Origin of the sequence: Serratia sp. BNK-17, assembly GCF_048684935.1 — a bacterium.
GTDB classification, from domain to species: domain Bacteria; phylum Pseudomonadota; class Gammaproteobacteria; order Enterobacterales; family Enterobacteriaceae; genus Serratia; species Serratia nematodiphila.
The window spans coordinates 1,016,942-1,036,960 of sequence record NZ_JBLQTR010000001.1; the positions used below are offsets into that span (position 1 = coordinate 1,016,942).

At 64.4% G+C, this 20,019-nt stretch carries 18 protein-coding genes; 7 read left to right on the plus strand and 11 right to left on the minus strand.

What is annotated here, in order from left to right:
• Positions 1 to 19: 19 nt before the first annotated feature.
• From ACMGF7_RS04975 to ACMGF7_RS05005, 7 genes are all read right to left on the minus strand, one after another.
• On the minus strand, positions 20 to 811 hold the full coding sequence (locus ACMGF7_RS04975; protein ID WP_049239756.1) for an SDR family oxidoreductase: 792 nt from the start codon (positions 809 to 811) through the stop codon (positions 20 to 22).
• Positions 812 to 815: 4 nt separating this feature from the next.
• Positions 816 to 1,613 (minus strand): molybdenum cofactor biosynthesis F family protein, encoded by a 798-nt coding sequence (locus ACMGF7_RS04980; RefSeq protein WP_164095930.1) that lies wholly within the window; start codon positions 1,611 to 1,613, stop codon positions 816 to 818.
• A gap of 11 nt (positions 1,614 to 1,624) precedes the next feature.
• Entirely contained in the window at positions 1,625 to 2,407 is a 783-nt protein-coding gene (locus tag ACMGF7_RS04985) for an SDR family NAD(P)-dependent oxidoreductase (RefSeq protein WP_015376525.1), read from the minus strand.
• A complete protein-coding gene (locus ACMGF7_RS04990) occupies positions 2,400 to 2,990 on the minus strand; it encodes a DUF3156 family protein (protein ID WP_019454949.1) in 591 nt (196 codons plus the stop codon). Before ACMGF7_RS04990 ends, ACMGF7_RS04985 begins: the two co-directional genes overlap by 8 nt.
• A complete protein-coding gene (locus ACMGF7_RS04995; RefSeq protein WP_004933191.1) occupies positions 2,965 to 4,458 on the minus strand; it encodes an APC family permease in 1,494 nt (497 codons plus the stop codon). The genes ACMGF7_RS04990 and ACMGF7_RS04995 overlap by 26 nt, the downstream gene beginning before the upstream one ends.
• 129 nt (positions 4,459 to 4,587) lie before the next feature.
• Positions 4,588 to 5,772 carry an anaerobic sulfatase maturase gene (locus tag ACMGF7_RS05000; RefSeq protein WP_049239753.1) on the minus strand — a complete coding sequence of 395 codons (1,185 nt, stop codon included), beginning with the start codon at positions 5,770 to 5,772 and terminating at the stop codon, positions 4,588 to 4,590.
• A complete protein-coding gene (locus tag ACMGF7_RS05005) occupies positions 5,769 to 7,481 on the minus strand; it encodes an arylsulfatase (protein WP_406888376.1) in 1,713 nt (570 codons plus the stop codon). Before ACMGF7_RS05005 ends, ACMGF7_RS05000 begins: the two co-directional genes overlap by 4 nt.
• 483 nt (positions 7,482 to 7,964) lie before the next feature.
• Between ACMGF7_RS05005 and ACMGF7_RS05010 the strand changes: the two genes are divergently transcribed.
• From ACMGF7_RS05010 to ACMGF7_RS05025, 4 genes are all read left to right on the plus strand, one after another.
• Positions 7,965 to 8,612, plus strand: coding sequence for a helix-turn-helix transcriptional regulator (locus ACMGF7_RS05010; RefSeq protein ID WP_049239751.1), 648 nt, complete (start codon positions 7,965 to 7,967; stop codon positions 8,610 to 8,612).
• A 139-nt stretch (positions 8,613 to 8,751) separates the two neighbouring features.
• Positions 8,752 to 9,939: an MFS transporter gene (locus ACMGF7_RS05015; RefSeq protein ID WP_015376520.1), complete on the plus strand. Its 1,188-nt coding sequence runs from the start codon at positions 8,752 to 8,754 to the stop codon at positions 9,937 to 9,939.
• On the plus strand, positions 9,936 to 11,048 hold the full coding sequence (locus ACMGF7_RS05020) for a class II histone deacetylase (protein WP_049239750.1): 1,113 nt from the start codon (positions 9,936 to 9,938) through the stop codon (positions 11,046 to 11,048). Before ACMGF7_RS05015 ends, ACMGF7_RS05020 begins: the two co-directional genes overlap by 4 nt.
• A 94-nt stretch (positions 11,049 to 11,142) precedes the next feature.
• Positions 11,143 to 11,949 carry an alpha/beta hydrolase gene (locus ACMGF7_RS05025; protein WP_049239749.1) on the plus strand — a complete coding sequence of 269 codons (807 nt, stop codon included), beginning with the start codon at positions 11,143 to 11,145 and terminating at the stop codon, positions 11,947 to 11,949.
• Between the two features lie 46 nt (positions 11,950 to 11,995).
• Here the strand turns inward: ACMGF7_RS05025 and ACMGF7_RS05030 are convergent, their stop codons facing one another.
• From ACMGF7_RS05030 to ACMGF7_RS05040, 3 genes are all read right to left on the minus strand, one after another.
• Positions 11,996 to 12,361, minus strand: a complete 366-nt coding sequence (locus ACMGF7_RS05030; RefSeq protein WP_015376517.1) for a cupin domain-containing protein — start codon at positions 12,359 to 12,361, stop codon at positions 11,996 to 11,998.
• Between the two features lie 18 nt (positions 12,362 to 12,379).
• Positions 12,380 to 13,681 carry an NAD(P)/FAD-dependent oxidoreductase gene (locus ACMGF7_RS05035; protein ID WP_046898054.1) on the minus strand — a complete coding sequence of 434 codons (1,302 nt, stop codon included), beginning with the start codon at positions 13,679 to 13,681 and terminating at the stop codon, positions 12,380 to 12,382.
• A gap of 101 nt (positions 13,682 to 13,782) precedes the next feature.
• Positions 13,783 to 14,541: a helix-turn-helix transcriptional regulator gene (locus ACMGF7_RS05040; RefSeq protein ID WP_049239747.1), complete on the minus strand. Its 759-nt coding sequence runs from the start codon at positions 14,539 to 14,541 to the stop codon at positions 13,783 to 13,785.
• A 229-nt stretch (positions 14,542 to 14,770) separates the two neighbouring features.
• Here ACMGF7_RS05040 and ACMGF7_RS05045 point away from each other — a divergent pair, with 229 nt between their 5' ends.
• The gene (locus ACMGF7_RS05045; RefSeq protein WP_420286368.1) at positions 14,771 to 15,898 is read left to right on the plus strand and encodes an iron-containing alcohol dehydrogenase; all 1,128 of its coding nucleotides are present in this window, start codon (positions 14,771 to 14,773) and stop codon (positions 15,896 to 15,898) included.
• A gap of 134 nt (positions 15,899 to 16,032) precedes the next feature.
• Here the strand turns inward: ACMGF7_RS05045 and ACMGF7_RS05050 are convergent, their stop codons facing one another.
• The gene (locus ACMGF7_RS05050) at positions 16,033 to 16,962 is read right to left on the minus strand and encodes a LysR family transcriptional regulator (RefSeq protein ID WP_021505270.1); all 930 of its coding nucleotides are present in this window, start codon (positions 16,960 to 16,962) and stop codon (positions 16,033 to 16,035) included.
• Between the two features lie 135 nt (positions 16,963 to 17,097).
• Between ACMGF7_RS05050 and ACMGF7_RS05055 the strand changes: the two genes are divergently transcribed.
• Both ACMGF7_RS05055 and ACMGF7_RS05060 read left to right on the plus strand, forming a co-directional pair.
• The gene (locus ACMGF7_RS05055) at positions 17,098 to 18,438 is read left to right on the plus strand and encodes an aspartate aminotransferase family protein (protein WP_049239745.1); all 1,341 of its coding nucleotides are present in this window, start codon (positions 17,098 to 17,100) and stop codon (positions 18,436 to 18,438) included.
• A 10-nt stretch (positions 18,439 to 18,448) separates the two neighbouring features.
• On the plus strand, positions 18,449 to 19,957 hold the full coding sequence (locus tag ACMGF7_RS05060; protein WP_164095934.1) for a CoA-acylating methylmalonate-semialdehyde dehydrogenase: 1,509 nt from the start codon (positions 18,449 to 18,451) through the stop codon (positions 19,955 to 19,957).
• Positions 19,958 to 20,019 lie beyond the last annotated feature (62 nt).

Genomic DNA, 20,019 nt, shown 5'->3' on the forward strand with positions numbered 1-20,019 from the left:
ACTGGGGGGCGTGGCTGCGTCAAGCAAGCGGAGCATTCGTTTCCGGCAACAGCGCGCCGCCGTCCACCACCAGCGTCTGGCCGGTGATATAGGCCGCTGCCGGCGAGGCGAGAAACACCATCGCCGCGGCGATGTCTTCCGGTTCACCCAGCCGCCCGAGCGGCACCGCGGCGGCGATCGCCTGATTCACCTGCGCGTCGCCCAGGTTGGCCATCGCCGGCGTGCGGATCATCCCCGGCTCCACGCCGTTGACGCGAATGTTCTCCGCCGCCAGCTCCAGCGCCGCCGCGCGAATAAAGCCGTTTACCCCGGCCTTGGAGGCGGCGTAATGCGCCAGCCCCGGATACGCCACCCGCGGGCCGGTCACCGACGAGGTCACCAGCAGGCTGCCGCCGCCGGCGCGGCGCATCCACGGCAGCGCCGCCTGCGCCAGAAAGAACGGCGCCATCAGATTAACGCTCAGCGTGCGTTGCAGCAGGGCCGCGTCGATGGCGGCGAACGGCGTCAGCGGAAAGTAAGCGGCGTTGTGGATCACCACGTCCAGCCGTTGATGCCGCTCGCCTACCGCCGCCACCAGCTCGGCGATCTGCCCTGGCTCGGCCAGATCGCAAGCCAGTGCCTGCACGCTCAGCCCTTCGTCCCGCAGCATTTGCGCCGCCGCCTGCGCCTGCGGCAGCTGCACGTCCGCGATCGTCACCTCGGCGCCCAGCCGGGCAAAGGCGCTGACGATCGCCAGCCCGATGCCCTGCGCGCCGCCGGTCACCAGCACCGCCTGCCCGGCGAAGGCGTCGGCCGCATAGGTTGCGCTCATCGGCCTATCCTCGCGGGTGGCGCGTGGTGTTGAGCACCTGCGCGTGGGCGCCCACCGCAAAGTTGCTCAGCGCGCTGAAATCGCTGCCCTGATAACCGAGGATCTTGCCGTCGGTGCGCATGCCCTGCAGATCGATCATCACCACGCCCAGCGTCGGAATGATCTTCTCGCGCCAGACAAACAGATAAAGCTGCTCCGCCACCTTCACGTAGTGGCAGCGGTCGACGTCCGCCAGCCCTTTCTCCACCCCGTCCAGACACTGCCAGGCATAGAAGTTGTCGTTCAGGTAGATGTGCTCGTAACGTTCGGTCGGGCTGTAGGTGTACATGTTGCGCATGCCGATCAGCTCATCGGTAAAGCCCGGCGGCGCCACGTCGGCATCATCCAGCGTGCCGAAGCGGAATTCGGCCTCGACCGCGGTCAGCGGCAGCCCCTGTTCCACCCGGCTGAAGGCGTCGAGCCGCGCCTGCGCTTCGTCCGGCAGTTGGCCGTACACCGCGGTGAAGTTGCCCTGATTGCGGTCGCACACCAGCGTAATGCTGGCGTTGGCGCGGGCGGGATCGAGAAAATCGATGAACAGCACACCGGGACGAATGCTGGTCGCGCGATAGGCGACGCCGCGCCGCTCCCCCCACTCCAGCGTCTGCGCGTCGCTGAACCGGCAACGTTGCGTCGCGCCGTCGCTGAAACGCAGCGTCAGCGTGGTGCCCGCCAGGCCGTGCTGGCGTTCCAGCGTATTGCTGTGCGGCGCAAAGCCTTCCGCCAGCGCGCCAACCTGAATGAATACCGCTTCTGAACTCATGGAAATGCTCCTTACAGGGAAGTGAAAGCCAATGTCGGCACATCGACGATGGTGGAGCCGCCGTCGGCCACCAGCGCCGCGCCGGTAATGATTGAAGCCTCGCTGGAACAGAGGAAACGGCAGACGCGGGCGATCTCCTCGGCGCTGGCCGGCCGGCGCAGCGGCACGTCGCGGCAGACCATCTGGTAAGCCTGCTCCAGCGAAATCTGATGGGCGTCCATCAACAGCTGCATCTCTTCGTCCGCCATCGGCGTGGTCACCCAGCCGGGACACACCGCGTTGGCGCGCACGCCCAGCGGGCCATAGTCGCGGGCGATGGAGCGCATCAGCCCGATCAGCGCGTGCTTGGCGGTGACGTAGCCGCAGACCTCCGGCCCGGCGGCCAGCGAGGCGATCGAGGCGACGAACAGCAGGTTGCCGCCGCTCTTGATCAGCTCCGGCAAGCAGGCGCGCGCGCTGGCGAAAGCGCTGTTGAGGTTGCTGTCCATCGCCCCTTGCCACTGCGCGTCGGTCATCTCGGTAATACGCTTGAAGCCCATGCCACCGGCGCTGCCAATCAGGCAGTCGATGCGCCCGGCGTCGCGCAGAATGGCCGGCAGCAACGTGTGGGCCCAGCTCTCGCCGCTGGCGGCGTCACCCACCAGCGCCTGCGCGCCGATCTCATGCGCCAGCGCCGCCAGCGGTTCCGGGCGGCGGCCGATGATGAACACCCGATCGCCCTGCGCCGCCAGCAGACGGGCGCAGGCGGCGCCGACGCCGGTGCCGCCGCCGGTAATCACAACCACTCTATTCATGATTCAGCTTCTCCATCAGTTGGCCGATCATCAGCAGGCTGCTCAACAGCAGCCGCCGCTGTTCGGCGTCCAGCCGCAGATAGCGGCGGCCGGCCGGCAAACGGCTGACCACCTCCGATGCGGCGAAATGCTCGATATCCACCTGCCAGCGCCCGTCTTTGACCGTCAGCCGCACGCGGCGAAAATCCAGCTGCGCCAGCGTCTCGCCGATCTGCGGGTAGCGCAGCAGGCCATCCAGCACCCGCTGCGCGGCCGCATGGCGCTGGCGCAGCAGATAGCGCACGCCGCGCCGCCGCAGCCAGCCGCCGGTCACCACGTCCAGCGTCAGCGGGGGCTGCGCCGCGCACGCGCCCTGTAACCGAAAACGGTGGCTGACGATATGCGCCATAAACAGCCCCTGCACCTGTTCGCTGACCTCGATCTGCGGCCCCTGCGGCAGCGTCAGCCGCAGCAGGCCCGGCGCCAGGCGTTCGCACGCGTAGGGTTCCAGGTTGCGCGCCAGACGATCCAGCGCGGCGCCCGGCCGATAGCCCGATGGCGCTCGCCGCCAGGCGCGATTAAGTGAGGGAAGTAAGCCGATCAAACTGCGCCTCCTCGTTTTCACCCTTGGCGAACGCGTTCTCCAGCACCTGCTCGACCGGCACCGGCTTGAACGGATTCACTTTCTGCACGCACAGCGTCCAGAACAGCGCATAGGCGGCGGTCAGGCCGATCATCCAGCCGAAGGGAATGTAGACGTCGCGCGGGTTCATCCCCGGCGGCGTGATGTAGACGATGGCCAGCACGATGCCGACGCTGGAGACGATCTGCGGCAGCGGGAACCACGGCGATTTATAGGCGCGCGGCAGATCGGGGCGGCGCAGGCGCAGCAGCACCACCGAGCAGGTCACCAGCAGGTAGGCCACGCCCCAGGCGCACACCGCCGCCAGCACCAGTGGAATGATCCTGTCGAGGTTGCCCTGAATGGCGAAGGCATGTACGCAGGGGATCAGGACCGCCACCAGAATGCCGACCACCGGCGTCTTAAAGCGCGGGTGCAGATAGGCGAACATGCGCGGCAGCGCGCCATCCAGCGCCATGCCGTACAGAATGCGCGGCACCGCCGCCATCAGCGTGTTAATGGTCGCCGCGCCCGCCAGCAGCAGGCCGACGCCCAGCCAGTATTTGCCGAACTGGCCCATCACCTGGCCGGCGAAGGCCGGGATGGCCATCGGCGTTTCCAGCAGGCGCGTGCCGCTGGCGGCGTCGATCACCACGTTTTCCACCTGGTGGCTGAGCGCCGCGCCGTACAGCGCCATGCACACCGCCACGCCGCACAGCCCGAGCGCCATGGCGCGCGGTATCACCCGATCGCAGCGTTTGATCTCCGGCGCCATCGGCGTCACCAGCTCGCAGCCGACGAACATGAACATCGCCATACCGATCAGGCTGAATACCGCGAAGGGATCGTTCAGATCGAGCGTGCTGCCGAACCAGCCCTCGAGCGGCACCGCATGCGGCGACAGCAGCCCGACGATGCCGAAAATCACCAGCGTGCTCCACATGGCGAAGGTCAGCACGATCTCCGCCTTGCCGAAGGCCTCGATGCCGAACGCGTTGAGCAGGCCGAACACGACGACCAGCCCGACGCCGACCATCCAGGAGGCGTTATGGCTTTCCATCAGGGTGTTGAGGTGCTCGAAGTTCACCAGCGCCATGATGCCGGAGAGAATGGTCTCGGCGGTGCCGGCGAAGATGTGCACGATCAGGTAGGCCGACAGCGCGCCGGTGATGGCGAAAAAGCGCCCCATGCCGCAGGAGATGTAGTCGTAAACCGAACCGGAGGTCGGCAACAGCGCCGCCGCTTCGGAGAAAGTGGTGAGCTGCGCCTGCATCATGATGAAGGCGATCAGCATCGCCAGCGCGAAGGTGTCGCCGCCGATGCCGAAGCCGCTGGTGACCGTCAGGATCACCGGGCTGGCCATGATCACCCCGACCGAACTGGCCAGGGTGGTGGGAAAGCCGACCTTGCCTCGAGCCAGGTGGGCGTGCAACCGCGACGACAGGTTCATGGTTATTTCCTCTTATAGTTTTGGCCTGATGCATGCAGGTGCTTGCAGGTTTTTCACCGCCAGCGGCGGTCATCTCACTATAGAGAGGAAAGGAAAATGCTGACTATCGTCCTTAAGGACGAGACGCTTTCAACCTGCGGCCGCGCTCACGGCGGCGCGCCACTGCATCGCCCCCTGCGGGCTGCGCGGGTAGGCGCGCAGCGGCGCCAGCAGCGCGGAAAAGAAGGCGTAATAGCCGGCGCACAACCGGTTGTAGCGATCTTCGCCCACATGCGCCGGGCAGCCGCCCTGACAGACGCTTTTCACGCTGCAGCGTTGGCACTCGCGACGCAGGCTTTTGTTCTTGCCGAACGGCATCCCCGCCGCCTTTGCCGCCAGGGTGGCGAGCGGCGTGTGGCGATCGGCATGGCCGAGCAGGTGCTGCGCGTTGATAAGATGATCGCAGGCGTAGAGGCGACCGTCCGGCTCCATCACCAGATTGCCGCCGCAGCGTTCAGCGTGCACGCAGCTGGGGCTGACGTGAGTAAAATACTGCGCGTAGACCTGCTCGATGTTCATCACAAACACCTGGCCGACGTGCCCGCGGCTGCGCCAGCGGCGGTATACCGCCAGCATGAAGCGCCCCCAGTTGGCGGCACTCAGCCCATAGCCGGCGGTGGGCGCATCCCCTTCCAGCATCAGCGGCTGAAACTGCAGATAGCGCGCGCCGATCGCCACCGCATGATCGTAGATCGCCTCGGCGCGATCCGCGACGCCGTCGTGCACCACCATCAGCAGGTTGAAGTCGATCTGATGGCGCTGCAGCAGCGCGATGCCGCGCAGCGCGGCGTCATAGCTGGCGCCGCCGCGCTTGTCCGGCCGATGGGCGTCCTGCACCTCACGATCGCCGTCCAGGCTGACGCCGATGATGAATTGATGCTGCCGGAACAGCCGGCACCAGGCGTCGTTCAGCAGGGTGCCGTTGGTCTGCAGGCTGTTGCTGATCCGCACGCCCGGCGGCGCAAAGCGGCGCTGCAACGCCAGCGCCCGCTTGTAAAAACCGATCCCCGCCAACAGCGGCTCTCCACCCTGCCAGACGAAGTTGATCTCGCGGCTGTAGCGCGGCTGGGCGGCGATGTAGCCGCGGATAAACTCCGCCAGCAGATCGCCGTCCATCTTGCGCGTCCGCTCTTGCTGGCGCTGTGGATAGTAGCAATAGCGGCAGCCCAGGTTGCAGCCGGCGCCGATCGGTTTCACCAGCAGGTGAAAAGGCGCCGCCGCGCGCGGTTCGCTCTCTACCGGGATCTGCTGCGCGCGCAGCTGGGCCAGGTTCATGGCGCCGCCTGCGGCAACGGTTTGTGGGTCCGTGGATCCAGGCCGATGTAGTCGCCGGTGCTGGCGTCGACGCCGAGATAGTCGATCGCTGCACCTTTGGCTTCAATAACCATGCTCTGCTGCGCAAAGCGGCGATACGCCTCGCTCAGCCGTTTGACCCGTTCCGGGTCGGCGGCGGCCAGATCGCGCGTTTCCAGCGGATCGTCATGCAGGTTGAACAGCCCCCACGGCGCCATCTGCGCCGTCGGCCCGGCCTTCACCAACCGCCGCAGCTTCCAGACGCCGTCCACGTAGGCGGCCTGGTTATGCAGCTCCACGCCGTAGGTCGCGCGCGGCACGCCGTCGGCCTCGCCGCTGAAATAGCGCTTGAAGCTGACGCCGACCATCGGCAGCGTCGGTTTGGCCTTCAGCGGTTTGCTGGCGTCGATGCCGGCATAGTCATACAGCGTCGGCGCGATGTCATACACCGCCATCGGCGTGCGATCGATGCCGCCGCGCCCCTTTAGCCGCGGCGCGGAGATGATGAAATCGGTATTGATGCCGCCCTGCGCGCTGGTGGTTTTGTGGTAGTTGGCGTACGGCGCGTTGCTGACGTTGGCCCAGTGCGGCCCGTAAGAGATGAACGATCCCTTGCGGCCGAGGTTGGCGTAGCTGTTGTCGAACTGCCGCCAATACTCCGGCTTCGAGCCGTAGTAGAAGCCGCTGGCGGGGTTGGCGCCGTTGTCGGTGGCGAACACGATCACCGTATTTTGGTCGCGGCCGGTCTGCTTGAGGGTATTCAGCACCGCGCCGACCTGATCGTCCATATAAGCGATCATCGCCGCGTACACCTGCATGGTCTTGGCTTCATATTTTTGCTGTTCCGGCGTCAGCGCGTTCCAGGCCTTATCCAGCGCCAGCGTCGGCATCGGCGTGCGATCGGAAATCAACCCCAGCGCCTTCAGGCGCTGAATGCGCCGCTGATAGGCCTGCTGGTAACCGGCGTCGTATTTGCCGTCGAATTTGGCGATCCAGTCATCCGGCGCCTGCAGCGGATCGTGCGGCGCGGTAAACGCCAGATAGGCGAAGACGGGCTTATTCTGCGGCGTCTCACGGATCCACTGTTCCAGCTGATCGGCATAGGCCTTGCTGGAATAGAAATCTTTGGGCAACGACACGCGTTTGCCGTTCAGGGTGTAAAACGTGTGGAACGCCTCCACGGTACCCAGCGGTTTCGCGTCGTCGAAATGGCTGGTGCCGCCGCCCATAAAGGCGAAGGCGCGCTCAAAGCCGCGATCGGTCGGTTTGGCGCCGTCGACATAGCCCAGGTGCCATTTGCCCGCCATCATGGTGGCGTAACCCGCGTCGCGAAAACGCTCCGGCAGCGTGGTCACGCGGTCGGTCAGGCGCATTTCATACCCCGGCTGCGCGGCGGTGCTCTCATACCACCACATGCCGCCCATGCCGGCCTGCTGATTGGTGTTGCCGGTCATCAACATCGAACGCGCCGGCGCCGACATCGGCGAGGTGTAGTACTGGCTCATGCGCACGCCCCGTTCGGCCAGCGCCTGCAGGTTGGGCGTCGGTATCTCGCCGCCGAACGGGCTGATGTCGGAGTAGCCCATGTCGTCCACCAGAATGATCAGCACATTGGGGCGATCGGCGTCCGCCCCCTGAGCCAGGCCCGATAAGGCGCCGCTCAACGCCACCGCCAACGTTTTTTTCTGCATCGTCCGTCCCCTGTATGGTCATGCGGACTGAACAACCCGACGCCTCAGCCCGAGAAAGGTCATCATTTTTTCGTCTTATACGTTTGGCGCCGCCTGGCGCTATCTTCAATTCGCAGTGTAGGAAGCGGCGGAAAAGCCTGGCTATCGTTCTTAAGAACGAGGGACGGCGGCCGGCAGCGGCGGCTGTAGCACGCGCAGGGCGGCGAAAGCTTCACCCGAGCAAGCATTGAAAAGCGCTGTAAATTCAGCGGGAAAAGCGGTGAATTATTTCATTAACCTATTAATGAAAATCGCGATAAATCCGAATGAAAAAGCCCTGATTAACGCAGTGTCATCTTGTTATTTATGTGTTTTATTGCAATCGGCCTCACGTTGTTAATATGTTTTTATTGTGTTGCCAAATTGCTACAACTATGCTTGTATCGTTCATATATTGACCGCCAACCTTCTCCAGATTGAACGATAAAGGGAGGAACACGAATCATGCACAGCACCGCATCCGATGCCTTTATCAACAGCTGTTTGGCGACCATTACGCACCTGATCCCGGTGTCTGCCGGGGTGTTTTATCTGGTCGATCGCAACCTGCGGCCGGATCACTACATCCTGCACGGCATGCCCGATAAAACGCATCAGCAGTACCTGAACCACTTCCAGCAAATTGACCCGCTGCAGCCGGCCAATTTTCATCGGCAAGACATCACCATGGTCGGCATGAGCCCGGCGGCGATCGCCGGCAACCGCCGCTATTACCACGACTTTATGCTGCCGAACGACATGCGCGACATGACGGAGATTTTTATTCGCCAGCGTAAGCGCATCGTCGCCGGGGTGTCGCTGATCCGCGATACGCCGTTTACCGAAGTGGAGCGCGGCCGCCTGCGCGCGGTGCTGCCGCTGATCGAGCTGGCGACGCGCGATCTGCTGCCCGACAGCGAGGCGCAGCTGCTGACCGCCAAAGAGCAAGAGATCGTCAACATGGTGCGCGAAGGCGCCAGCAATAAGCGCATCGCCCTGAAGCTGGGCATTTCGCTGTCTACGGTGAAAACCCATATGCGCAATATTTTCGCCAAAACCGACGTGGTGAACCGCACCGAACTGGTCGCCGGCGGTTTTCTCGCTCACGGTTAACACCCGATAACGGCCGCCGCTGCCGACGGCCGGAAAATAACGCCAGAACATATTCGCCATTTATGGCGCGGCCTCCCCCTGCCCGCAATCGGGCCGGGCGGGATATTTCATCGTCACTCAACGCTTGGGGAAAAGGTTTATGTCCAGTGATTCGGTTTCCGCGCCCGCCGTCGGCGCGGCGCTCCCCTGCCCGCCGCGGCTGCTGACCGCCATTATCGTCTTCGCCGCCATCGCGCCGGGCATTCTGATGACCGCCCCCGCCGTGGCCGCCCAGCTCGCGACTCAGTGGCAGCTCGGCCCGGCGCAGATCGGCCACCTGTTCTCCACCGAACTCGGCGCCATGAGCCTGGCCACGCTGCCGGCGTGGTGGTGGATCGGGCGCATCAACTGGCGGCGGGTCGCTACGCTGTCGGCGCTGGTGTTTATCGCCGGCAACCTGGCTTCGGCGCTGGTGCAGGATTTCACCCTGCTGCTGCCGCTGCGCTTTATCGCCTCGCTGGCGGGCGGCACCCTGATGATCCTGTGCATCACCTGCGCCGCCGGCACCGCCAATCCCAGCCGGGTGTATGCCTTTTGGGTGCTCGGCCAGCTGGTGCTGGGCGCGGTCGGGCTGCTGGTGCTGCCGCCGCTGTTCGCGCACTTCGGTCTGATGGCGGTCTACCTGATTTTGGCGGCCATCATGCTGTGCTGCCTGCCGCTCATCCCGGCGTTCCCCAACGGTTTTACCGCCGCCCGCGCCGCCCGCAGCGGCCCCGCCGCCTCGCTGGCGCGCAAGCTGTGCGCCGTGCTGGCGGTGCTGACCTTTTACATCAGCCTGAGCGCGGTCTGGACCTTTATCGGCGGCATTGCCGCCGGCGCCGGGCTGTCGCCGGCCCACAGCGGCCAGGTGCTGGCCGTCGCCACCTTGCTCGGCATCGTCGGCGCCGGCGCCGCGGCGCTGATCGGCGCGCGCTTCAGCGGCGGGCGCCTGATCGTGCTGGGGTACGCCCTGCTGCTGGCCAGCGTGGCGCTGCTGACAGGCCAACCCCTGCTGCTGCGCTTCGCCCTGGCGGCCCTGCTGTTCAAATTCACCTGGACCTTCGTGCTGCCATTCATTCTGGCGCGGGTCGCCGGGCTGGATAACGACGGCAAGCTGATGAACGGCATCAACCTGGTGATCGGCGGCGGCATGGCCATCGGCCCGACGCTGGCCGGCTCTTTAATCGAATATTCCGGCGGTTTCAACGCCTTGCTGTTCGGCGCGCTGGGCTGCGCGCTGCTGTCGCTGCTGTTGATTTCGCTGGCTTCACCGCGCGCACCGCGCCGTATAACAGGAGGAGAAAGGTGAAAAGAACAACCGGTTTCTTGTTTGACGAACGCTGTTTCTGGCACAGCACCGGCCTGCACGCCACCACCCTGCCGGTCGGCGGCTGGGTGCAACCGCCTTCCGGCGCCGGCCACGCCGAATCGCCGGAAACCAAGCGGCGCATGAAGAACCTGATGGACGTGTCCGGCCTGTCGCGCCAACTCACCCTGCTGAGCGCCGAACCGGCGACGGAAGAAGACCTGCTGCGCATCCACCCCGCCCACTACCTGCAGCGCTTCAAACAGGTGAGCGACAGCGGCGGCGGCCTGCTGGGGGAGGAGGCGCCGCTGGGGGCGGGCAGCTATGAAATCGCCAAACTCTCCGCAGGGCTGGCCTGCGCGGCGGTGGAGGCGGTGCTGCAGGGCGAGCTGGATAACGCCTATGCGCTGTCGCGCCCGCCGGGCCACCACTGCCTGCCGGATCAATCGATGGGCTTCTGCTTCCTGGCCAATATTCCCATCGCCATCGAGCGCGCCAAGGCCCGCTACGGCCTCGGCAAGGTGGCGGTGCTCGACTGGGACGTGCACCACGGCAACGGCACCCAGCATATCTATTGGCAGCGCGGCGACGTGCTGACGCTGTCGCTGCATCAGGACGGCTGCTTCCCGGCGGGCTATTCCGGCGAACAGGATCGCGGCGAAGGCGCCGGGGCAGGCTGCAATGTCAACGTGCCGATGCTGGCCGGCGCCGGCGACGACGGCTACCTGCACGCGATGCGGCGCATCATTATTCCGTCGCTGGAAAAATTCGAGCCGGAACTGATCATCGTCGCCTGCGGCTACGATGCCAACGCGCTCGATCCGCTGGCGCGCATGCAGCTGCACAGCGACAGCTTCCGCGCCATGACCGCGCTGGTGCAAGACGCCGCCGACCGGCTGTGCGGCGGCAAGCTGGTGATGGTGCATGAAGGCGGCTACGCCGAATCCTACGTGCCGTTCTGCGGGCTGGCGGTGATGGAGCAGCTGAGCGGCGTGCGCACGGAAGTGCAGGATCCGCTGCTAGAGTTCATCCAGCAACAGCAGCCGCGCGACGCCTTCAATCGCTTCCAGCGCGAAGCGCTCGACGAACTGGCGCGCCAGTTCGGCCTGTAATCCCCTCTCTGCGGGCGCCGCATCCGGCGCCCCTGACAAGCTCGCCGCCAGCCGCTACGCTGAAGGGCAACCCTACCACCATGAGAACAATAACATGTCCGAACAAACCGTCAGCTTTATCAAAGGCCGCCACGGCGACATCGCCGTGCACGACTGGGGAAACGACAAGCCGCGCTATCTGGCGCTGCTGGTGCACGGCTACGGCGAGCATCTCGGCCGCTATCAATACGTGGCGCGCACGCTGCAGGCGCAGGGGGCGCGGGTGTTCGGCCCCGACCATCTCGGCCACGGTCTGTCGCAGGGCGAGCGCGTGCTGATCGAGGATTATGACGCCGTGGTCGACGACGTTCAGCGCGTGGTCGAGCATCTTCGCCAACAGTATCCGACGCTGCCGCTGGTGGTGATCGGCCACTCGATGGGCGGCATGATCGCCACCCGTTACGTGCAGCGTTATGGCGAGGAGGTGCGCGCATTGGTGCTGTCCGGCCCGCTGCTCGGCGACAGAACGGCGATTTCCGATCTGGCCGAGTTGCCGACGATCCCCGACGCGCCGCTGGATACCGCCACCCTGGCGCGCGATCCGGCGGTTGGCGCGGCCTATCAGGAAGATCCGCTGGTGTGGCACGGGCCGTTCAAACGCCCCACTCTGCGCGCCATGCAGCGGATCCTCGCCGCCATCAACGCCGGGCCGGGGTTCGGCGCGCTGCCTACGCTATGGATCCACGGCGACGACGATCGGCTGGTGCTGATGAGCGAAACGCAAACCGCGCTCGATCGCCTGCGGGGCGACGATTTCGAACGGATGATCAATGCGGGCGGGCGGCACGAGAGCTTTAACGAAACCAATAAGGATCAGATCCTCAAGCGGGTAACCGACTTTATTGCGCGGGCGTTAGGTTAAGGCGCTCCCCCTCGGCATTCAGCCTGCTGAGGGGGGCATGACGGCGTCAGCCCTCGACGATGGCGAGGTAGTGTTTGACGAAGCGATCCGAGGTGATGTCCCAACGCACCGGGGTGCCTTTCTCGACGAACCAGGAATCGCCGGCCTGATACTGCACCGACTCGCCGGTGCGTTCGTTGGTCAGGGTGGCGCTGCCTTCCCACACCGTGGCGTGCTCGGCGAACGGGTACTCCATCACGAAGCTGCCGCGGGTGCAGCTGAACACGCCGCAGTTCAGGTTGTCGGTCGGTTCGCCGAAGATGCTGGCCACGCCGACGTTTGGCGTGCCGGCGATCACCGTGGCGCCCAGGTTGCTGACGCTGCCGATCTCCAGCAGTTCCGGCAGCGGTTGTTTAAGCAGTAACGGTTTCATGTCATTCTCCTCTGAGGATTAACGGCGGCCTTTCCAGTAGCCGGATGTCTGGTGCCAAACCTTACCGGCGGTGGTCATCACCCGCCGCAGCTTGTCTTTGCCGAAGATGTTGACGTGCGGGATCGAGCTCATCAGATCGTAACGATCGGATCCTTCGCTCATGCCCTCCGCCAGCACCTTGCACACGATGTGGCTCGGCGTCACGCCGAAGCCGGAGTAGCCCTGCACGTAAAACACGTTGTCGCGATCCGGCAGCGTGCCGATCTGCGGGAACAGGTTGGCGCTGCAGCACAGCGGGCCGCCCCAGGCCAGATCGATCTTCACGTCTTTCAGGTACGGGAACACCTTCAGCATCAGGTTGCGGTTCCAGGCCTTGAGATCCGACGGGAAATATTCGATCAGGCGAGTGGCGCTGCCGAACAGCAGCCGGTTTTCGTTGGTTACCCGGTAATAGTCGATCACCGGGCGGATGTCGCTGTAGGCGCCGCGGATCGGGCTGATCTGACGGATCAGATCGTCAGACAGCGGCTCGGTGGCCAGCTGGAAGGCGTAGGTATTGATAGTCTTGCGGTAGATCTGCGGTTCCATGCCGTTGAGGAAGCCGTTGCAGGCCCACAGCATCTTGTTGGCGCGCACCGAGCCCATGGCGGTGCGCACCGTGATGCGCGGCCCGTACTCCACGTTGAGCACGCTGCTGTTTTCGAAGATTTTCACCCCGTAGCCGCTCAGCGCCTTGGCCTCGCCCAGCAGCAGGTTGAGCGAATGCACGTGGCCGCCGCCCATGTGTTTCAGCGCGCAGGTGTAGGCGTCGGAGCCCACCACCTGCTTCACCTCCGCGCCGGTGTAGAGCTCGATCTCTTCGTCCGGCGCCACCGCCCTGAACTCCTTCAGCCAGCCGCGCAGGGTCTTCTCCTGACGCGCGTTGCTGCCGAGATAGCCGTAGCCGAAACAGAAATCGGCGTCGATGTCATATTTCTTGATGCGCTCGCGGATAATGCCGGCGCCGAGGTTGCTGATCTTGAAGATGGTTTCCAGCCCGGCCGGGCCGACGTGGCGTTTGATCTTCTCCAGATCGTGGCCGATGCCGGCCATCACCTGGCCGCCGTTGCGCCCGGTGCCGCCGTAGCCCAGATAGCGGCCTTCGAGGATGGCGATGTTGGTGATGCCCTTCTCCGCCAGCTCCAGCGCGGTGTTGATGCCGGAGAAGCCGCCACCGATGATCACCACGTCGACGTCCAGATCCTCTTCCAGCGTCGGGAAGCGCAGATCGTATTTTTTGGTCGCCGCGTAGTAGGTTAAGGACTCGATTTCGTTGTTCACTGCCGCACTCCCGATTGCCTATGCCATGACATCGGATTATCGGGAGCCGTGGGATTGTCCGCTATGTCCCCTTAGGGACATTCGCTACAAAAAATTAACATTCACGCGCTGCGCCGCTGCGGGGCGGTCAGCAGCAGGCTGAACAGTTCGGCCTGCGAGCCGATGTTCAGCTTGCCGTAGATGTTCTTGCGGTGATTTTTTACCGTGCCGAGGCTGATGAACAGCCGGTCGGCGATCTGCTGCGAACCGCAGCCGGCGAGGATCAGATCGACGATCTCGCGCTCGCGCGGCGTCAACAGATAGCGCGCCTGCGCGCCGTCGTGGTTCTCCGTGTCGGCCTCGGCCGGTGCCGCCACCACTTCGCCGTGCAGCCGCGCCACGCTTTTTACCAGCGTCAGCGCGCTGCGCAGATCCGCCCGCTGCGGGTAACGCACCGCCACCGTGCGGCGCGCCGAGCCGAAAAATACCCCCAGCCCGCGCTCCGGCGTCAATTGCAGCAGCACGCCGGCCTCGTCGTGCCAGCCGGTCTTGCGATAAAAGTTACGGTAATAGTCGCTGTGATAAAACCCGCAGGGCGCCAGCTGGCGCAGCGTCAGCACCTCGCCTTCGCCGCCGTCGTTCAGCGCGCGGTAAAACGGATCCTGCAGGTAGGCGCCCTGTTGGTAGATCTGGTTAACCGCATCGCTGTTTTCCCGCTCGGTTTTGATCAGGCAGCGCGGCGGCCGGCCGCGTTCGAAGGCATAGACGATGGCGTTGTCGAAGGCGAAAAACCCTTCCAGCCAATTCAACAGGCTGGGATAAAAGCGCGGACTGGCCACCGCATCGATCACCGTAGACAAGCGTTCAACCTGAATATCCATACCCGCCTCGCCATTATTAATACATTAACAATCTACCGATTTCGGATGGGGTTGGCCGCACGACGGCCGGTACTGTTAAAAAAAGCATCCGGCGCGCCGAAATGCAAGAACGAGATCGTTTACATGTTAAACAACTCACAGGTTGCCGCAGCGGGGAAAGCGGTGGCCGCTCCGCGCCCGCTGGCTTATGCTGTGGCATCGCGCCCCGCAACGCCGTCAAGGAGACCTCATGTCCGTCAGCCATATCATCGCCAACCGCCAGACCTGGTTCGGCCACGGCAGCATCCAACAGCTGCCGCTGCTGCTGCTGGCCGATCCGCAGCCGACGCTGCTGTTCAGCTGCCGCTCTTTTCTCAACGGCCCGGTGTACGCCGGCCTGCGCGAAGCGCTGACGCCGCTGCTCATCGGCACCGAGATCGTCAGCCACGAGGCGTCGCCGCAGGAAATCGACGCCTGGGTGGCGCGCTGGCGCGGCCAGGCGCGGCGCGTGGTGGCCATCGGCGGCGGCAGCGTGCTGGACGCCGCCAAGGCGTTCTCCGCGCTGGTGGAGCACCCGCTGCCGACGCTGCGCTATATGGAAAAGGTGGGCGACAGCAAAATCAGCGGCGCCACCCTGCCGCTGATCGCCATTCCCACCACCGCCGGCACCGGCAGCGAGGTGACGCAGAACGCGGTGATCACCGATACCCAGGTCAGCAAAGTGAAAGCCTCGCTGCGCCATAATAACTTCGTGCCGCACACCGCCATTCTCGATCCGCAGCTGCTGGCCGGCGCGCCGGACAAGGTGCTGGCCTACTGCGCCATCGACGCCTTCACCCACCTGTTCGAGGCCTATCTGTCGAAAACCGCCGGCGCCATGACGCGCGACATGTCGCTGAACGGCATACGCCACTTCCTCGCCGCCTGGCCGGCGCTCAACCGCAGCGATGCGGCGCGCGAAGCGATTATGCAAGCTTCGTACCTCGGGGGGCTGACGCTGAGCGCCGCCGGGCTGGGGGTCATTCACGGCATCGCCGGCGAGATCGGCGCGCTGCGCGACTACCACCACGGGCAGGTCTGCGGTCGCCTGCTGCTGCCGTTCCTCGCCCTGTTGGAAACCAGCGAACAGCCGCAGCAGCGCGCGCTGATGGCCGAGCTGGCTGCCAGACTGTACCCGCACTGGCAGGGCAGCCCGGAGAGCTACCTGACCGACTTCATCACCCGCCACGCCATCGCGCCGTTCTGGCAGGACGATTTGCCGATTTCTGGCCAGGAATTGGCGGTGGCGCTGGAGAAATCCAACAGCAAGAATTCCTGGATCGACTATGCGCCGGCGCAGCGGCAACGGATGATCGAAGAGGCGTTTCGCGTCGAATGATTATATAATCAGATCAACGCACTAGCAGGAGTAAGGAAATGGGCATCATCGGCTGGATCTTCGCCGGCATCGCGGTCGGCATCCTGGTCGGCGCGCTGATCAGAATCTTCGGCAAGAAGAAAGAGCAGTAAGCGTCACGCTGTTCCGTGGGCCGCCAGCAGGCACTCATGGAACAGCTTCACCACCCGCTGCGGCACCGGCGAGCGGCGCAGCACGCTGGAGTATTCGCAGTGGTAGCGGAACAGCGCCGGTTTGATCGCCCGCATCAGGTTCTGCGCCACAAAAAACGCCGCGTAGTGATCCGGCAGAAAGCCGACGTATTTGCCGGACAGAATTAACGTCGCTATCGACTCCTGCGCAAACCCCGTCGCCTTGCGATGCAAATGTTGCTGCAGGCTCAGTTCCATATTCGGCGAATGATAGCCTAATCCGGCGAAGGCATAATTGTGCAGCAGATCCCAATTTAATGTTTCATGGGGGCCGGAAAATAATTCATGCTGCGCGCCGCAATATAAGAACATCCTCTCACTGAATAACGAATGATAAGATAAACTTTCCGCGCTGCGGTGCATGGGAATAACCCCAACCTGAAATTGCCCGTCAATAACGCCGCGTTCAATGGTATTAATCGGCTCCACATACATTTGCAAAGAAACCTCCGGCGCGCGCTCGCTGAATAACGCGATAGCCCGGCCGATCTGCGCCTGCGGATTGCTGACCGTATGGTCGAATATCGCCACGTGCAGCTGCCCGCCCATGCGCTGGTGCACCTCGTCCACCCCGCGCCGGAACGCCTCGGTGGCCGCCAGCAGGTTGACCGTTTCCTGGTAGATCAACAGCCCCTCGTCGGTGACCGCAAAGCCCTCGCGCCCACGCTGGCACAGCGTCAGGCCCAGCCGCTGCTCCAGATCCTTGATGTGCTTGCTGATGGTCGACAGGCTGATATTCAGCTCCAGTTCGGCGGCGCTCATGCCGCCGCAGTCGACCACGGCCTTGAATACCCGCAGCAAACGCAGATCCATATCCGACAATTGTCCCAGCAACGCGCGCTTTTTTACTTGCATAAAACCTTAAGTAAGTTTCGACATATGATTATTCACAGTAGAGAACAAGCGGTACATAGTCAATTTCGCACAACAATTCGTTAACAACTCATTTTATTTAATTAATCGCACTTATTTTCCTGCCCGGAGGAAAACATGGCCGCTGAAAATTATTCGCTTAATCGTCTCGATGCCGCAGGGTTAGAAGCCCATTGGATGCCTTTTACCGGCAACCGCAATTTTAAAGCGCAGCCGCGCATCATTACTCAGGCCACAGGGGCGTATTACACCAGCCACGACGGCAGAAAGATTTTCGACGGCCTGTCCGGATTGTGGTGCTGCGGATTGGGGCACGGCCGGCAGGAAATCACCGACGCCGCCCAGCGCCAGCTGGCGACGCTGGATTACTCGCCGGCGTTTCAGTTCGGCCACCCGCTGTCGTTCGAGCTGGCCAACAAAATCAAGGCGCTGACGCCGGCGGGGCTGGATTACGTATTCTTCACCGGCTCCGGCTCGGAAGCGGCGGACACCTCGCTGAAAATGGCGCGCGCTTACTGGCGCGCCAAAGGCCAGGCGGGCAAAACCTGCTTTATCGGCCGGGAAAAGGGCTACCACGGCGTTAACTTCGGCGGCATCTCGGTCGGCGGCATCGCCGGCAACCGCAAGACGTTCGGCGCCGGCGCCGAGGCGGACCATCTGCCGCACACCCTGCTGGCCGGCAACGCCTTTTCGCGCGGCATGCCGCAACAGGGGGCGGAGCTGGCGGATGAGCTCAGCCGCATCATCGCGCTGCGCGACGCCTCGACGATCGCCGCGGTGATCGTCGAACCGTTTTCCGGCTCCGCCGGCGTGATCGTGCCGCCGGTCGGCTATCTGCAGCGCCTGCGCGAGATCTGCACCCAGCATGACATTCTGCTGATCTTCGACGAAGTGATCACCGCCTTCGGCCGCTGCGGCGCGATGACCGGCGCTGAGGCGTTCGGCGTCACGCCGGACATCATGAACATCGCCAAACAGGTGACCAACGGCGCGCAACCGATGGGCGCGGTGGTGGTGCGGCCGGAGATCTACCGCACCTTCATGAACGGCGGCGAGCCGGACTACCAGCTCGAATTCCCGCACGGCTACACCTACTCCGCCCATCCGGTCAGCTGCGCGGTCGCGCTGGCGACGCTGGACATCCTGCAGCGTGAACAGATGGTGGAGCGCGTGCAGGCGCTGGCGCCCTATTTCGAGCGCGCGGTGCACAGCCTGCAAGGAGCCAAACACGTCGCCGACATTCGCAATATCGGCCTGGCGGCCGGCATCACGCTGGCGGCGCGGCCCGGCGAACCGGCGCGGCGCCCCTTCGAGGCGGCGATGCGCTGCTGGGAAAGCGGATTTTACGTGCGCTACGGCGGTGACACCCTGCAGTTGGCGCCGCCGTTCATCAGCAGCGAGGCGCAGATCGACGCGTTGATCAACGCCGTCGGCGACGCCCTCAACGCCACCGAATAAGGAGAGAATCATGACCATTACCCATTGGATCAACGGCGAGCCCGCCACCGGCGGCGAACGCAGCCAGCCGGTTTACGACCCGGCCACCGGCCAATCGGCGCAGGAGGTGCAGCTGGCCGACCGCGCCACGGTGGAGCGCGCCATCGCCGCCGCCGAACAGGCCTATCCCGCCTGGCGCGATACCCCGCCGCTGAAACGCGCGCGCATCATGATGAAGCTCAAGGATCTGCTGGAGCAGCACGCCGACGCCGTCTGCCAGTTGATCACCGCCGAGCACGGCAAGGTGCTCAGCGACGCCCTGGGCGAACTGCAGCGCGGCATCGAGAATATCGAATACGCCGGCTATGTGCCGGAACTGCTGAAGGGCGAACACAGCAAAGAGGCCGGCCCAGGCATCGACAGCTGGAGCGAGTTTCAGCCGCTGGGAGTGGTGGCGGGCATCACGCCGTTCAACTTCCCGGCGATGGTGCCGCTGTGGATGTGGCCAATGGCGGTCGCCTGCGGCAACACCTTCGTGCTGAAGCCTTCCGAGCGCGTCCCTTCCGCCGCGCTGTATATCGCGCGGCTGGCGGCGGAAGCCGGGCTGCCGCCGGGGGTGCTCAACGTGGTCAACGGCGATCGCGAAGCGGTGGAGACGCTGCTGCATGACGGACGCGTCAAAGCAATCAGCTTCGTCGGCTCGACGCCGGTGGCGGAGCACATCTATCACACCGGCTGCGCGCAGAACAAACGGGTGCAGGCACTGGGCGGCGCCAAGAACCATGCAGTGGTGCTGCCGGACGCCGATATCCCCGGCGCGGTCGGCGCGCTGATGGGCGCAGCCTTCGGCTCCTGCGGCCAGCGCTGCATGGCCATCCCGCTGGTAGTGGCGGTGGGCGACGGCACCGCCGACGCGCTGATCGCCGAACTGCGGCAACAGATGGCCGCCATGCGCGTCGGCCCCGGCAGCGACAACCGCAACGACATGGGGCCGCTGGTGACCCAACAGCATTATCAGAAGGTGAAAGGCTATATCGATCAGGGCGTGGCCGAAGGCGCCGAGCTGCTGGTGGACGGCCGCGAACTGAGCGTGATCGGCGCCGACGGCCGCCCCAGCCAGGGGTATTTCCTCGGCCCAACGCTGTTCGACCGCGTGACGCCCGGCATGCGCATCTATCAGGAAGAGATCTTCGGCCCGGTGCTTGGCGTGGTGCGCGCGGCGTCGCTGCAAGAGGCGATGGCCTTGATCGACGCCCACGAATACGGCAACGGCACCTGCCTGTTCACCCGCGATGGCGAAGCGGCGCGTTACTTCTCCAGCCGCATTCAGGTCGGCATGGTGGGGATCAACGTGGCGCTGCCGGTGCCGGTGGCCTACCACTCGTTCGGCGGCTGGAAGCGCTCACTGTTTGGCGATCTGCACGCCTACGGCCCGGACGCCGTCAGGTTCTACACCAAACGCAAAACCGTGACCCAGCGCTGGCCGGCCTCCGGCGACGCCCGGCGCGCCAGCTTCAGCTTCCCGTCGGGGCAGGGGTAACACATAAGAACAATAAACTTCCGGGGAGCAACGCTCCCCGGCATTTCGCGCGCTCCATTTGA

What these genes read in the sequence shown, in the direction of transcription:
- ACMGF7_RS05040 (WP_049239747.1), bottom strand. Translation starts at nt 14,541, where the DNA reads ATGGATATTCAGGTTGAACGCTTGTCTACGGTGATCGATGCGGTGGCC.
- ACMGF7_RS05050 (WP_021505270.1), bottom strand. Translation starts at nt 16,962, where the DNA reads ATGCAAGTAAAAAAGCGCGCGTTGCTGGGACAATTGTCGGATATGGAT.
- ACMGF7_RS05015 (WP_015376520.1), top strand. Translation starts at nt 8,752, where the DNA reads ATGTCCAGTGATTCGGTTTCCGCGCCCGCCGTCGGCGCGGCGCTCCCC.
- ACMGF7_RS05005 (WP_406888376.1), bottom strand. Translation starts at nt 7,481, where the DNA reads ATGCAGAAAAAAACGTTGGCGGTGGCGTTGAGCGGCGCCTTATCGGGC.
- ACMGF7_RS05000 (WP_049239753.1), bottom strand. Translation starts at nt 5,772, where the DNA reads ATGAACCTGGCCCAGCTGCGCGCGCAGCAGATCCCGGTAGAGAGCGAA.
- ACMGF7_RS05030 (WP_015376517.1), bottom strand. Translation starts at nt 12,361, where the DNA reads ATGAAACCGTTACTGCTTAAACAACCGCTGCCGGAACTGCTGGAGATC.
- ACMGF7_RS05060 (WP_164095934.1), top strand. Translation starts at nt 18,449, where the DNA reads ATGACCATTACCCATTGGATCAACGGCGAGCCCGCCACCGGCGGCGAA.
- ACMGF7_RS04995 (WP_004933191.1), bottom strand. Translation starts at nt 4,458, where the DNA reads ATGAACCTGTCGTCGCGGTTGCACGCCCACCTGGCTCGAGGCAAGGTC.
- ACMGF7_RS05010 (WP_049239751.1), top strand. Translation starts at nt 7,965, where the DNA reads ATGCACAGCACCGCATCCGATGCCTTTATCAACAGCTGTTTGGCGACC.
- ACMGF7_RS04980 (WP_164095930.1), bottom strand. Translation starts at nt 1,613, where the DNA reads ATGAGTTCAGAAGCGGTATTCATTCAGGTTGGCGCGCTGGCGGAAGGC.
- ACMGF7_RS05055 (WP_049239745.1), top strand. Translation starts at nt 17,098, where the DNA reads ATGGCCGCTGAAAATTATTCGCTTAATCGTCTCGATGCCGCAGGGTTA.
- ACMGF7_RS05045 (WP_420286368.1), top strand. Translation starts at nt 14,771, where the DNA reads ATGTCCGTCAGCCATATCATCGCCAACCGCCAGACCTGGTTCGGCCAC.
- ACMGF7_RS04985 (WP_015376525.1), bottom strand. Translation starts at nt 2,407, where the DNA reads ATGAATAGAGTGGTTGTGATTACCGGCGGCGGCACCGGCGTCGGCGCC.
- ACMGF7_RS04975 (WP_049239756.1), bottom strand. Translation starts at nt 811, where the DNA reads ATGAGCGCAACCTATGCGGCCGACGCCTTCGCCGGGCAGGCGGTGCTG.
- ACMGF7_RS05025 (WP_049239749.1), top strand. Translation starts at nt 11,143, where the DNA reads ATGTCCGAACAAACCGTCAGCTTTATCAAAGGCCGCCACGGCGACATC.